Here is a 13719-nt window from a genome sequence, read left to right on the forward strand (position 1 = left end):
TAAAAACCTCTATTTTTTATCTAATATCAATAATTTACCAGGCCTGGTTAGGCTTTTACTTGAATCGTAAATCCATTATTCGCCTTTTCAGATATATTGCTGTACTATACGCACTCTAAAAAGTGGGTCGGACAACCGCGGGAGAGTTTACTCTTCGGAGGAAAGTCCGGGCACCATAGAGCAGGATTCCAGCTAACGGCTGGGCAGTGAAAGCTGACGGATAGTGCAGCAGAAAATATACCGCCGATGGCTCTTCGGAGATCAGGTAAGGTTGAAATGGTGCGGTAAGAGCGCACCGCGCTTTTGGTAACAGAAGTGGCAGTGAAAACCCAATCCGGTGCAAGACCAAATAGGAAAACACCGTATCAAGCGTGCTTGGTACAACCTGCTGCTCGCAGGAGTTTTCGGGTAGGTTGCTTGAGGCTAGCAGTGATGTTTAGTCCAGATGAATGGTTGTCACTCGCAAGAGTACAGAACCCGGCTTATAGACCCACTTTTTTCTTTTCCCAAGAGCATCTCTTGTAATGACCAATATCTCTATTGTATTACGTAAATCTCAAAACACTCTATATCTTTGAAAAGTACTTTTTTAAATAGGCTCTTTAGATTTTGATTAAGAATATTTGTTTGATGTAATCATTTTTTACGAATGTCTTTACGTAACTCTCTAATTGATTGCATCTTTTTGTCTTTTAAAAAATCTATACAGCTTTTATAGGTTTTTGGTTTAAGGAGCGGTTTGTTGTGTTTGACTAATTTTATTGCTTGATAAATGTCATGAAACTTTCCTAGCTGAGTTTGTATGAGTTTTGCTAATGCAATGGATTTCTTTTCTTCTGGGTAAAAACGTTCGAGTTGATAATGTAAACGTTTAGTTACCAAGCGTATTTTATGAAGTTGCTTGTCTTCTAAATCAAGTAACTGTAATTCTCTAACCACTTTTTTTAGTCGTTTATCAATGTCGTTTAATGGCATTTGATGACGGCTTAAATCTGCTTTAATTTCTTGTTTAGTTGATGGGGTGTGTGTCTGATTTAGATCGCCAATCAATTCATCACTAAGCAAACTCTTAAATTCATGGTTCATATCCGCTCTAGTATTGTGAAGTGTAAGGTGAACTTCTTTTAAATCAGCTTGCAGCTTTTTGGGAAAAATAGGAAGGGTTTCATTTATAAAAACGTCTAGATCCCGTATTTTATTACTAGACTGAATAAGTTTTTTTAAGCTAGCTGTTAGAGTTTCATTAGGGTTTATTAGTGTGATTAATTTACGAGCGGAAACTCTTAAATCATGCAGAACTTTAACTTGTTTGGAATCGTCATCAGGTAGTTCGATATAACGCGTAAGGATATGATTTAATTTTTCTAAATGGGTTTTCATAATAATAGAAAGTTCTTAAAAAGTGAAACACCTATTGTGCAGACAATGTCTTTTTGAAATTTTAAATATTTATTAAACTGTACCAAAAATCAAATTAGGCTCTATTTAGTTTTACCTATTAATAATATACTTGATAATATTTATTCGATACTACTATTTACGTATAATGTATGTCTGTGTTTTTAGTTTGGGAGTAAGTTAATGCGAATACAAGGAAAAATAGTCTCTTGGAATCATAAAAAGGGATTTGGATTTGTGAAGCCATTGAATGGACATAAAGAAGTCTTTATTCATATCAAAGAGTTCAATTGGAAGCCAGAAATTGGTCAAACAATTAGCTTTATTCATGCAAAAGATATTAAAGGAAGAGATTGTGGCAAGGCGGCCATGTTATGTGGTGAATTTTTACCCTATGAAAAATCTTCTTCAGGTTCAATCTTTAATACTGCGATCGCTTTAATATCATTAGTAGCAATCAGTTTGTACTCGCTAATACAAATATCAAATTACTGGATACCTATTGGATATTTAGTAATCAGCTTATTGACGTTTATTGTCTATTGGATTGATAAATCTGCGGCTCAAAGCGGTAGTTGGCGAACGTCTGAAAACACTTTACATCTATTGGCTTTAATTGGCGGTTGGCCAGGTGCGATGGTGGCACAACAAAAATTAAGGCATAAAACTCAAAAACAACCATTCCGTTCAATTTTTTGGATAACCGTTATTGCTAATCTAGGTGGTTTGTACTGGCTTTCTACTCAAACTCAGTTTGCTTTTATTTAACTTTAGTTTGCTACGATACTATTTACTGCTTTTCTAAATGATAAAAAGTATTTTTGCTAGCTAAGCTTGCAATGCTTATAAAACAGGCAAATTTCTTTACTCATTTTTACAAACCACTTCTTAGCTCGACTCGTCTCATTTCTTAAAAAAGGTCAAAATTTCCACTTTTTTTAATTTTTTTTAAAAAAAAGGAAAAAATCCCCACTTCCTTTAAAAAAATATTTTTATATATTTGTTAATACTATATGTTGTGTTTAATTTTTTCTGCTTTCATATATATGGCTTTAAGGATGGTTATGAAAGGCTATGTAATTTTACCAATGTAAAGACAGAATGTTGTTGTCCGTAGTTAAAATAACTTTTTTATAAGTTTTATAACTTATTGATAAATATAGATAAAAATTTTATGTAAAATATTTTCGTATTCTTCTAAATGCTCCGTAAGTTGTTGTCAGTAAATAGAATTTACCTTTTTAAGCGGTTGACAGTGGCGTCAAAACTCCATATAGTGGCACCAAGTGGGGCAAAGTGGTGAAAAGTGGTAAAAATGCTTTTTTTTAGAGGAATCAATTCGGTCAGCATCGATACTAAGGGAAGAATGGCTATCCCTAAGAAGTATCGTGAGTCAATTGCTGACGCAAGTGATAACCAATTGGTTGCCACGATTGATTTACACAGTCCATGTTTATTGATTTATACCCTAGACGAATGGGAAATCATTGAACGCAAATTAATGTCATTACCAAACGTTGATCCACAGGCGAGATTGTACCAGCGTTTGCTATTGGGTCATGCATCTGAGATGGAAATAGATTCACAAGGTCGTGTTTTGTTACCGAGCTTGTTGAGAGAGCATGCCAATATTGATAAGCCGGCCATATTGTTAGGCCAGGGTAATAAGTTTGAATTGTGGTCGCAAGAAGCTTGGGATAATAGTCGCCCAGAAATGTTGGATACGGCGATGTCAAACGAGATTTCAGAATCACTTGCAAGCTTAAGTTTGTAATTTAGAATTCACAATACAAGTTACTTAGACCAAAACAAGGGTGCAGCGTGGATTCACAAGAAACACATTTTTCAGTTCTTTTAAATGAATCTTTAGATGGGCTCAATATAAAACCAAATGGAATTTATATTGACGGCACATTTGGACGAGGTGGTCATAGCTCGGCGTTGTTAAAACGATTAGGTGAAAATGGGCGGTTGATTGCGATAGATCAAGACCCCGAAGCCATAGAGTACGCAAACACACATTTTAAAGATAAGCGTTTTGAAATTCAGTACGGCAGTTTTGAAAATGTTAAGCAGTATTGTGAAGAACGTGGTTTGGTTGGCATGGTAGATGGGCTGCTTTTAGATTTAGGCGTTTCGTCACCACAGTTAGATGATGCTGATCGCGGTTTCAGTTTTATGCGTGAAGGGCCTCTTGATATGCGAATGAATCCTGAAGAAGGGTTAAGTGCAAAAGAGTGGTTAAAACAAGTTGATGAAAAAACCTTAAAGTTGGTTTTACAAAATTACGGCGAAGAACGATTTTCTGGCCGTATTGCTCGAGAGATAAAAGAAGCCTCTGAGCGAGATGAATTACAAACAACATTGGATTTGGCTAAGTTAGTACAAAGAGTATCGCCAAAGACAGAAAAAAATAAACATCCTGCAACTAGAACGTTTCAAGCAATTCGTATTGCGGTAAATCGTGAGTTGGATGTATTAAAGAATGTATTGGAATCTTCAATGGAGATTCTAGCACCAGGAGGAAGGCTTTCAGTTATTAGCTTTCACTCGCTAGAAGATCGAATAGTTAAAGTATTTATTCGAGATCAATCGAGGATTCGAGATCTGTTTCCTGATTCACCGATTCAGTTAGAAGTTATTGAGCCGGTGTTGAAGAAAGTAGGAAAGCCTGTCTTTCCTAGCACAGAGGAGTGCAAGCAAAACTCAAGATCACGAAGTGCGGTATTGAGAATTGCAGAAAAAATTTAACCTGACTTAAGAAGTCATTGTTAAATCAAAAAAAGTTTGTTTACTGTTTATCATGCTGATTAAGGGGAATCGTCGCCATGAATTTTGTAGGAAAAGAAGTTACACCAGTTCGGACACCTGGTATGCCGGTCATTAAAGTTATTGGCTTAGGCGGGGGCGGCGGTAACGCCGTTGATTATATGGTACGCTCAAACGTGAAGGGCGTTGAGTTTATGTGCGCAAACACAGATGCTCAAGCATTAGAAAGTGCTTCAGTAGACACTTGCATTCAATTAGGTGCGGGTGGATTAGGTGCGGGTGCAGATCCTGAGCGTGGTAGACAAGCTGCTAAAGATGATATTGATGCAGTAAAAGAACAGCTTAGAGATGCCGATATGGTATTTATTACAGCTGGTATGGGTGGTGGAACAGGAACAGGTTCTGCCCCAGTAGTAGCACAAGCTGCACGTGAGATGGGTATTCTTACTGTAGGTGTTGTGAGTAAGCCTTTTGGTTTTGAACGTCGCAACCACATTGCAGAAGCCGGTATTGCTGAGCTTCAAGAACACGTTGATTCATTAATCACGGTTCCAAATGATAAATTATTAAAAGTACTAGGTCGTGACTTTGTATTAGCTAAGGCATTTGATTACGCTAACGAAGTACTATTTGGTGCTGTTCAAGGGATTTCTGAGCTTGTAACTCGCCCAGGTATGATTAACGTGGATTTTGAAGATTTACGTACTGTTATGGGTGAACGTGGCATGGCAATGATGGGTGTGGGTCACGCTACTGGTGAAGACCGAGCCATCAAAGCGGCCGAAAAAGCCATTGCTAACCCTCTGTTAGAAGATATCTCAGTTTCTGGTGCTCGTGGTCTTTTAGTTAACATTACAAGTGGTCTTGACTTCACTTTAGGTGAGTTTAATGAAGTAGGTGATGTTATTGATCAGGTTGCAGCGGCTGATGCTCGTGTAATTATTGGTACATCGGTTGATGAATCTATGACAGATGAAATTCGTGTTACTGTTGTAGCAACGGGGCTTTCTTCTGCACTAGATGCAAATGGTAAGCCAGAAACGGTTAAGCCAAACTTACAAGCGGTTAAAGCAAACCAAGAAGCTAAACAAGCGGCAGCAGCAGTTGTTGAAGAAGCTCCTAAAGCGGTAAATGAAAATTCTATGCCTGCGGCAGCAGCAATGACTCAACCTGATTTATTGTCGACTGAGCCAGAAGTTGTACGTCCTAAAATGGCCGTAAATGGTAGTATGGCTGGAAGTATGGAAAGCTCTAATTATTTAGATATTCCTGCTTTCTTAAGACGCCAAGCAGACTAATTTCGTTTAATTTGAGCGTTTGTCCAACGGTCATAAAACGAAGTTAAGTCAAGCATTGACATGTCGGGTTCTCGATATGCATGATAGGTTCCCAGAGCCCACTCACTTAAAGAATTTTAAGTGGCGTGGGTTTTTTCTATTTATTTTAGTCACTCTTGTTTGTGCAAGTTTGCTGGCTATTGTTCATGTACAACATAAAATTCGTAATATTGAATCCCGCTATTATCAATCTTTACAACAATCCCTAGTTGCAAAAGAAGAATGGGGGCGTTTGATGTTAGAGAAAAAACACCTTACCTCTCCAAATATGGTTGAACAAATTGCTAAACAGCAATTGGGCATGACCTTAGATAAAGAGCACTTTCAATACCTGTATGTTGAGCCGGCCTTTCCTAATGTAGAAAATATCAATAACCAAACTGAAGAGGCTGAGCAAGTTGAACATTAAACGTGATTCTGTTGTTTATGCCTTAATATTTTTAGGTTTTGTGGCAATTGGTGTACGAGCTTTTTATGTTCAAGTCATTAAAACTGATTTTTTACAGGCAGAAGGTGATAAACGTCAAATTCGTACCATCGCTATTCCCGCTCCAAGAGGTGAGATTTATGACCGAAATGGTAGTTTATTAGCGTTAAGTACGCCAATGGCTTCAGTGTGGGTTGATCCAAAAGAGGTCATTAAACATGAACAAAACTATTTGGCTTTTCTTGATTTACTTGGCTTAAGCGATTCAGAGTTAACTGCTTTGGGTAAACAAAATCGCTATAAAAAACTCAGTTTTATTAAGCAAGTAACCGATAAAAATATCATTGATGAATTAGCAAAATTAGAGTTGCCTGGTACTTATACCAAATATGTTGGTCTAAGTTATGACACACCAACTAATCATGTTGAGGTAAATAAAGTACTGCCTTCAATTTGGGTCGATATGCGTTTAATTAATCGTTATCGTTATACACCATCAAGATTGGCTCAAGCCTTAGGTAAAGATCGTTTAGAAATTACCTCAAAAATTTACAAACACCCTAAGCGACGTTTTCTTTATCTGCAAAGAAGTTTACAGCCTAATGTTGCACAAAAAATTGAAGATATGCATTTAACTGGCGTGTATACCCAAGGCGAATATCGTCGTTATTACCCAGCAGGAGAAAGTAGTGCTAATTTACTTGGGTTTACTAATATTGACGATAAAGGCCAAGAGGGAATTGAGTTAGCTTATAACAGTTGGTTAGAAGGCGTTCCAGGTAAAAAACAAGTGGTAAAAGACCGAGCAGGGCATGTAGTCGACTTTATTAAAGACGTTAAAGCCGCGAAGCCTGGTAAATCCATGACCTTGAGTATTGATCAAAATATTCAGTACTTTGCTTACCGTGCTCTTAAAAAAGTAATGATTGAACATCAGGCTAAATCTGCTAGCACTGTCATTCTAGATGCTAAAACAGGTGAGATATTAGCGATGGTGAGCTTGCCTAGTTTTAACCCTAATGATCCAAGCCAAAGGAAGGGTATTGGTATAAAAAACCGAGCGATTACTGATTTAATGGAACCCGGTTCAACCATGAAACCTTTTACCATTGTTAAAGCATTGGATGAAGGCGTTATTACCACTGAAACTAAAATTGACACTCGTCCAGGTTCTATTCGTATTCAAGGGAACCGAATTACCGATACTCACGATCATGGGATAATCACTCCATTAGAAGTAATTCAAAAATCCAGTAACGTTGGGGCTTCTAAAATTGCTTTTAAACTTACCCCAGAACAGCAACGTGGTTTTTGGGCTGAGATAGGTATTGGTCAAGAAAGCGGCTTGTTTTTACCTGGTGAAGCAATGGGGTATTTAAAACCTGCGGACCAGTGGCAAAAAATAGATCAAGCATCTACCTCTTTTGGTTATGGTTTTAACACCAATTTATTAGATTTAGCTCACGCTTACTTATTGTTTGCAAATAAAGGTGAGATGTTGCCTCTGAGTTTAATTAAATTAAACAAACCTCCTGTGGGTAAACAGTTGGTAAAACCTGAAATGGCTAAAGAAGTTTTAGAGATGATGGAAACCGTTGTTGCCAAAGGGGGCACCGCCCCTAAAGCACAAATTCCAGGTTACCGGGTTGCGGGTAAAACGGGTACGGTTCATAAAACCAATAAAGGAGGTGGGTATGAAAAAAATACCTACCTATCTTTATTTGCAGGCATTGTTCCGGTTTCTGACCCAGATATGGTGATGATTGTGACTGTAAATGAACCGAGTAGAGGTATTTATTACGGCGGTGCGGTTGCTGCTCCTGCTTTTAAAGAGGTGATGCAAGAGGCGTTACGTTTAAGAAATGTGCCACCAGATGAAATAGCGGTGGGACATTAATATGGCGAGTTTTTGTTTATGAGTCAGCCAAGATTTAACGGTAAAACGGTGTTGGATATTGCTGAGTTTTTAAGCAAAGCTTCAGCGTATTTTGAATTTACCAGGCCTGGTAAATTTGATTTACAAAATTCACAAAACAGTATTATCAATATCTCGTTAGATTCGAGACAGATCACTCAAAATGATTTGTTTTTTGCAGTACAAGGTGAAACTAGGCACGGTATTGATTTCTTAGCCAATGTTTTAGATAAATTACCAGGCCTGGTAATTTGCGATAGAGAATTAACAGAACAAGAGAACACACTATTACATGAAAGTGATTCAATTTGTGAAGTTTGGATTGTTGAAGATATAAGTCAGTTTATTGGTGATTTTGCTTCATGGTTTTATAACTATCCTAGTCAAAATATTAAAGTGGTAGGTATCACTGGCACCAACGGTAAAACATCCACCGCGTTTTATACTGGGCAATTGCTAAAAAGTTTTGGCAAAAAAGTCGCTTTAATAGGTACGTTAGGCAATGGGCCAATTGATGCCATACAGCAATCTACCAACACCACGCCAGAAAGTGTGACGGTGCATCGTTTATTGCATGAGTTTTATCAACAAGGTGTTGAGTGGGTCATTATGGAGGTCTCATCTCACGGTTTGTGTTTAGGACGTATTCAAGGCGTGTCTTTTCAAACTGTGGCTCTTACTCAGGTGACTCGTGATCATATTGATTTTCATGGCACGGAAGAGGCTTACCAACAAGCAAAAGCCAAATTGTTTAGCGATTATAAAACTCAAAACCAAGTACTCAATATGGATGATTCATTGGGTGAGCAATTATGTGTCGATGCTAAAGCTAATCATGAAACAGGTGTTTGGTGTTATAACGCCAATGCAGAAAATTTAGATCGCTCAGCTGATTTAGTCTGCACAGAGAGTCATTTAAATCCTGAAGGTATTGTTTTTGATGCTCAGTTAAAAGAGCAAGCCTCAGTTAAAGGTGTTCAATTACCATTAATGGGATTGTTTAATTTAGAAAATGTTTTTTGTGCCTGCTCGATTTTATTGGTAAATGATTTCAATGCAAAACAGCTATTTAATCATTTAAGCACTCTCACATCAGTTGCCGGGCGTATGCAAATATTGGCTAAGTCAACTGAGTCAACCAAGTCACCAACCATTATTTTAGATTTTGCCCATACGCCCGATGCTTTACAGCAAATTTTAATGGCGATTAAGGCTCATCTAAAAGATTCTGCGGGCAAACTTACGGTGGTGTTTGGTTGTGGCGGTAACCGTGATCAAGGTAAGCGACCTTTAATGGGAAAAATTGCAGAAAACTTAGCGGATAAGGTGATGTTAACCAGTGATAATCCGCGTGATGAAGAGCCGCAACAGATTTTGCTAGATATAGTAAACGGCCTTAGCCAGCCACAAAAAGCGGCAAAAGAATTGGATAGACAACAAGCGATTTTAAGCGTTTTAAACAGTGTAACTGCAGACGATATTGTGGTTATTGCGGGTAAAGGGCATGAAAACTATCAAGAGATTAAAGGTCAAAAAATCTCATACAGTGATGCCAATGTCGTAAATGGCTGGCTCAATACATTGCAACGTAAAACAGGCAAAGAGCCAAAAACTTTATGAGCCTAAAAAACAGTAAGCATCCAGAAAACGCCGAGCAACTGGTGGCAACTTTACAAGCACAAATAGATACGAATAGTGATGCAGGTCCTTACAAACAAAAGGAATTGAATATGTTTTCTTGGACGTTAGAACAACTTTGCGAAAGTACTGATGGCGATAGAATTGGGCCTATTTCAGATTTAGTAGAATTTACCTCTATTAGTACCGATACCCGAACTCTAGAACCGGGAGCTTTATATATTGCCATTAAAGGTGAAAACTTTGATGGCCATGATTTTATTGATAAAGCGGTTCAACAAGGTGCGGTTGCAGTTTTAGTCTCTGAAGATGTTGAGAGTATTGTGCCAGGTGTACAAGTAGACGACACTCGAATCGCATTGGGGGCTTTTGCTCGCTGGCATCGTTTGCAAATGCCAGTTAAAACCTTGATTGCCGTAACGGGCAGTAATGGTAAAACCACGACTAAAACTCTATTACAAAATATCTTTAGTCGCGTCGGCAGTACCTTGGCGACATTTGGTAATTTAAACAATGACTTAGGTGTTCCAAGAACCTTATTAAATTTACGCCCTGAACACGAGTTTGCCATTATTGAAATGGGAGCGAATCATTTACATGAAATTCGCTATTTAACCCATTTAGCCTTGCCGGATATCGCTCTGCTGAATAATGCATCAGGAGCCCACCTAGAAGGGTTTGGCAGTTTACAAGGTATTATCAATACCAAGGGTGAAATTTTTGAAGGGCTGAATAAAATACCTGGTCGTAAACCGGGTACCGCCATCATTAATACAGATTCACCAGGGTATGAAGATTGGTTAACCAGCTTAGAGAATTTAGGCGTTCAAAATATTATCTCTTTTGGTACTAAAGAGACCGCTAAAATCAAGGTATCTGACTTTGAAGTCGTTAATACCGAAAAGGTTAACTTAGAAGAAACGAACGTAGAAGTGAATAATGAAAAAGTCTCGGCAATCAGTTTTAGATTAGTGGTGAATGTTTTAGAGATAAAAGCGGCAAGTTATTCGGTTGAAATGCCTGTATTGGGCTTTCATAACGCGATGAATGCAGCGGGTTGTTTAGCGGTTGCCTTGGCGGCTGGGTTAAAGTGGAACCAGATTCAACCAGGCCTGGTAAGTTTTACAGGGGTTTCTGGAAGATTACAAAAAACCAGAATAAGTAATGGTTGGTTAATCGATGACAGTTATAATGCCAACCCAGAATCCGTTAAGGCAGGAATTGATGCCTTAGTCTCTTTACCAGGCCAGGCAACTCTGTGTCTGGGAGCAATGGCGGAAATTGGCGAAACCTCTCAACAGGCACATCAGGATATTGCTGAATATGCTAAAAAAAGAGGGGTTAAAAACCTCTATGTTTATGGTCAAGATACCAAGACAATGCCACAGGTATTTGGAGAAAACGCATTTTACTTTGAAACACACGATCTACTCGCACAATCGTTATTAAAAGAGTTGCACGATTGTGAAGAACAAAAACAAACAATGAACGTTTTGGTGAAAGGTTCTAGAAGTGCCAAGATGGAAAAAGTGGTTGAACAGGTGCTAGCGGCACAATAGTGAAAATCACCATAGCAAAAACATAATGACTCGTGCATAAAATACAGATGCATCAAATGCAAGCTCATAGATGACAAAGCAAAGGGAATAGCAATATGCTTATTTATTTAACAGAATATTTACAACAATATATCTCAGGTTTTGGTGTGTTTAGCTACATCACCATGCGAGCCATAATGAGTGTATTAACTGCTTTGATTTTGTCATTTATGGTCGGCCCAGCCATGATTCGTTGGTTAACACGATTAAAAGTGGGGCAAGCGATTCGTCAAGATGGCCCACAAACCCACTTAATCAAAGCTGGTACACCGACAATGGGTGGCACCATGATCCTGTTTTCTGTTGCCATGGCCGTGATTTTATGGGGTAACTTAACTAACCACTATTTATTGGTTGTAACTTTATCAATGCTTGGTTTTGGGGTTATTGGCTTTATTGATGATTATAAAAAAGTGGTTTACAAAGACCCAAATGGAATGCGTGCTCGTACTAAATATTTATGGCAGTCTATTATTGGTTTTGCAACCGCTTACGCTCTATTTGCTTTGGCCACGGTTCCCGCCGAAAGTGATTTATTAATTCCTTATATGAAAGATACGGTTATTCACCTAGGTGCCTGGACCATTGTATTAAGTTATTTTGTGATTGTGGGTACCTCAAATGCGGTGAATTTAACTGATGGATTAGACGGTTTGGCGATTATGCCAACGGTTATGATTTCTGGTGCTTTAGGGGTGTTTGCTTATTTGTCAGGTCATGTCTATTTTTCTGCTTACTTAAATATTCCTTATATACCTGGTGTAGGGGAGTTAACCATTTTAGCCGCCGCCTTAGTAGGAGCAGGTTTAGGGTTTTTATGGTTCAACGCACATCCCGCCCAAGTGTTTATGGGTGATGTAGGTTCATTAGCGATAGGTGCTGTTTTAGGCGGTATGGCTGTTGCGGTAAAACAAGAGTTAGTGTTATTTATTATGGGTGGGATTTTTGTAGCTGAAACCGTATCGGTTATTTTGCAAGTAGGCTCATTTAAATTACGCGGCAAACGTATCTTTTTAATGGCTCCGCTGCATCATCACTATGAACAAAAGGGCTGGCATGAGTCACAAGTTATCGTGCGTTTTTGGGTAATTACCATTATTTTAGTATTGATTGGATTAGCGAGTTTAAAACTGCGTTAATAGAAAAATATCAGCTTATAGAGAGTTTTGTAGATGTATTTAGTAGCCGGCTTAGGGGTAACAGGTCAATCGGTATTGCGTTATTTTCAAACGCAGGGTGAGCCTTGTTTAGCATTTGATACCCGAGTAGATTTTGATGTGTCAGAGCTGCAAAAACAGTTTCCAGAGGTGCAATTTGCATTAGGTGAAATTCCAAATTCTTGGCTTAAGAAATTTGAGTTTGTTGTTCTTAGCCCTGGCATTGCAAAATCTGAGCCTTGGGTAACAGCACTGCAAAAAATCGAAAAACAGATTATTGGTGATATTGAGCTATTTTCGCGAGCTGTTGGGGTTCCTGTCATTGCTATTACAGGCTCAAATGGTAAAAGTACGGTCACTACGCTAACCGGTCTAGTGTTGCAAGAGGCAGGATATAGCGTTGGAGTAGGCGGTAATATTGGACAACCCGCTCTTGATTTATTAATTGATGATAATGAATATGACGTTTATGTTCTTGAGTTATCAAGTTTTCAGTTAGAGACAACCTATTCATTAGCAACCATTTCTGCCACGGTGCTTAATATTTCTGAAGATCATATGGATCGTTATCAAGCTATTGAAGACTATATCCATGCAAAAACCAAAGTGTTTGCAGAAACAGATTTAGCGGTTATTCCAAAAGATTCTGGGCTTGAAGCCTTGATTCACAACGGGGATGTTGCCCGTTTTTGTTTGCAAGACGGCTGTATTGAAAGCGATATGGATTATGGCGTGATTTATCAAAATAACCAGGCCTGGTTAGGTCATGGAGCCCATCCACAAGTGCCCGTTTCTTGTATGAAAATGCAAGGTATGCACCATCAGTTAAATGCGTTAGCCATGCTTGCTCTATGCCGACCTTTTAATGTAGAAAACCAGCATTTTGAAAACGTCTTAAGCTCTTTTTCAGGTCTGCCACATAGAACAGAATTGGTTGAAGTTGCTCATCATATTAGTTGGGTGAATGATTCAAAAGGCACTAATGTTGGAGCAACAGTTACCGCGATTCAAAGTATTGGTGAACAGGCAAGACAGGCAAAAGGCCAACTAATTTTGATTGCCGGTGGTGTAGGAAAAGACGCAGATTTTTCTGGCCTAAAACAGCCTGTTGAAACCTATTGTAAACAAGTGATTTTACTTGGCAGAGACCAAGATATTATTGCTAACGCTATCAGCAAAGCGGGGCAGTATTCAGTTAATGATGTACAAATAACTAAAGTAGAAGATTTAGCCTCAGCAGTGGCCATTGCGTTAGAAAATGCCGTACCAAATGATTATGTTTTATTCTCTCCAGCGTGTGCCAGTTTTGACCAATATGCTAATTACGTTAAACGCGGTGAGCATTTTGTTGAGTTAGTGCACCAAGCCTGTAATGTTATACATATTAATGAACAGGTGGAGATTAATGAACAAGCTGATATTAATTAAACAAATATTAACTAAACAAATATTAACTAAACAAGAATTACCAGGCCTGGTA

At 38.4% G+C, this 13719-nt stretch carries 11 protein-coding genes and 1 other RNA gene; 11 read left to right on the forward strand and 1 reads right to left on the reverse strand.

What is annotated here, in order from left to right:
* Positions 1-119: 119 nt before the first annotated feature.
* An RNA gene (gene rnpB / locus ACORJQ_RS05215) (RNase P RNA component class A) lies at positions 120-501 on the forward strand.
* 135 nt (positions 502-636) lie between these two features.
* On the opposite strand, the gene ACORJQ_RS05220 is transcribed toward rnpB, so the two are convergent.
* A complete protein-coding gene (locus tag ACORJQ_RS05220) occupies positions 637-1380 on the reverse strand; it encodes a CHAD domain-containing protein (RefSeq protein WP_321326615.1) in 744 nt (247 codons plus the stop codon).
* Between the two features lie 201 nt (positions 1381-1581).
* Between ACORJQ_RS05220 and ACORJQ_RS05225 the strand changes: the two genes are divergently transcribed.
* From ACORJQ_RS05225 to murD, 10 genes are all read left to right on the forward strand, one after another.
* On the forward strand, positions 1582-2166 hold the full coding sequence (locus ACORJQ_RS05225) for a DUF1294 domain-containing protein (protein WP_321326616.1): 585 nt from the start codon (positions 1582-1584) through the stop codon (positions 2164-2166).
* Positions 2167-2713: 547 nt separating this feature from the next.
* Positions 2714-3172: a division/cell wall cluster transcriptional repressor MraZ gene (mraZ, locus tag ACORJQ_RS05230; RefSeq protein WP_321326619.1), complete on the forward strand. Its 459-nt coding sequence runs from the start codon at positions 2714-2716 to the stop codon at positions 3170-3172.
* Between the two features lie 47 nt (positions 3173-3219).
* On the forward strand, positions 3220-4149 hold the full coding sequence (gene rsmH / locus ACORJQ_RS05235; RefSeq protein ID WP_321326621.1) for a 16S rRNA (cytosine(1402)-N(4))-methyltransferase RsmH: 930 nt from the start codon (positions 3220-3222) through the stop codon (positions 4147-4149).
* A 77-nt stretch (positions 4150-4226) separates the two neighbouring features.
* Positions 4227-5465, forward strand: coding sequence for a cell division protein FtsZ (ftsZ, locus tag ACORJQ_RS05240; protein ID WP_321326623.1), 1239 nt, complete (start codon positions 4227-4229; stop codon positions 5463-5465).
* 76 nt (positions 5466-5541) lie between these two features.
* The gene (gene ftsL / locus ACORJQ_RS05245; RefSeq protein ID WP_321326625.1) at positions 5542-5913 is read left to right on the forward strand and encodes a cell division protein FtsL; all 372 of its coding nucleotides are present in this window, start codon (positions 5542-5544) and stop codon (positions 5911-5913) included.
* A complete protein-coding gene (locus ACORJQ_RS05250) occupies positions 5903-7828 on the forward strand; it encodes a peptidoglycan D,D-transpeptidase FtsI family protein (protein WP_321326626.1) in 1926 nt (641 codons plus the stop codon). The genes ftsL and ACORJQ_RS05250 overlap by 11 nt, the downstream gene beginning before the upstream one ends.
* 18 nt (positions 7829-7846) lie before the next feature.
* Entirely contained in the window at positions 7847-9466 is a 1620-nt protein-coding gene (locus ACORJQ_RS05255) for a UDP-N-acetylmuramoyl-L-alanyl-D-glutamate--2,6-diaminopimelate ligase (protein ID WP_321326627.1), read from the forward strand.
* Positions 9463-11043, forward strand: a complete 1581-nt coding sequence (locus ACORJQ_RS05260) for a UDP-N-acetylmuramoyl-tripeptide--D-alanyl-D-alanine ligase (RefSeq protein ID WP_321326629.1) — start codon at positions 9463-9465, stop codon at positions 11041-11043. The genes ACORJQ_RS05255 and ACORJQ_RS05260 overlap by 4 nt, the downstream gene beginning before the upstream one ends.
* 95 nt (positions 11044-11138) lie before the next feature.
* Positions 11139-12221 (forward strand): phospho-N-acetylmuramoyl-pentapeptide-transferase, encoded by a 1083-nt coding sequence (gene mraY / locus ACORJQ_RS05265; protein WP_321326631.1) that lies wholly within the window; start codon positions 11139-11141, stop codon positions 12219-12221.
* A gap of 33 nt (positions 12222-12254) precedes the next feature.
* The gene (gene murD / locus ACORJQ_RS05270) at positions 12255-13667 is read left to right on the forward strand and encodes a UDP-N-acetylmuramoyl-L-alanine--D-glutamate ligase (RefSeq protein ID WP_321326633.1); all 1413 of its coding nucleotides are present in this window, start codon (positions 12255-12257) and stop codon (positions 13665-13667) included.
* Positions 13668-13719: the final 52 nt, after the last annotated feature.

This window comes from Thiomicrorhabdus sp. (assembly GCF_963662555.1).
Taxonomy (GTDB): Bacteria; Pseudomonadota; Gammaproteobacteria; order Thiomicrospirales; family Thiomicrospiraceae; genus Thiomicrorhabdus.